General features: G+C 70.0%; 1 pseudogene. It reads left to right on the top strand.

What is annotated here, in order from left to right:
* Nucleotides 1-115: 115 nt before the first annotated feature.
* Nucleotides 116-406 (top strand): annotated as a pseudogene (locus U5798_RS36970) (hypothetical protein); the annotation flags it as partial.

The raw sequence follows: 406 nt of genomic DNA, 5'->3' as shown, positions 1-406 counted from the left end.
GCAAAGCAACGGGGGCAGCCGCGGGGAGACCACCATCGCGCGCCACGCCGGGGGGCTTATCGAAGTTCGCACGGACACATAAGCCGGACAACGACTCTAATCGATCGACAACGACATGAAGACCAACCTTTCCCAACGTCTCACTCAAGGTGCGCTGGTTGCAGCGCTTGGTGCGTCCGTCGCGGGGTGCGGCGGCGTGGTGACGCCCGGCGGCCAGAACGCCGGCGTGACGGGTGCCGCGGCAGGCGGTGCGAGCGCCGGCGCCGATTCGGGGCTGCAGCGCTGCGCGTCGCCGCTCGGCACGATCGCCGTCGACGACGGCCGCAACGCCGACTGGTGGGGCCCGTTCGGCAGCGCGACCAAGATGACGACGATCGATCCGCTGCTGCGCCTGGCGGTCCAGCAG

This window comes from Burkholderia sp. BCC1972, from assembly GCF_905339605.1.
In the GTDB taxonomy this organism is placed as follows: Bacteria; Pseudomonadota; Gammaproteobacteria; order Burkholderiales; family Burkholderiaceae; genus Burkholderia.
This window is presented reverse-complemented; position numbering and strand designations above follow the sequence as displayed.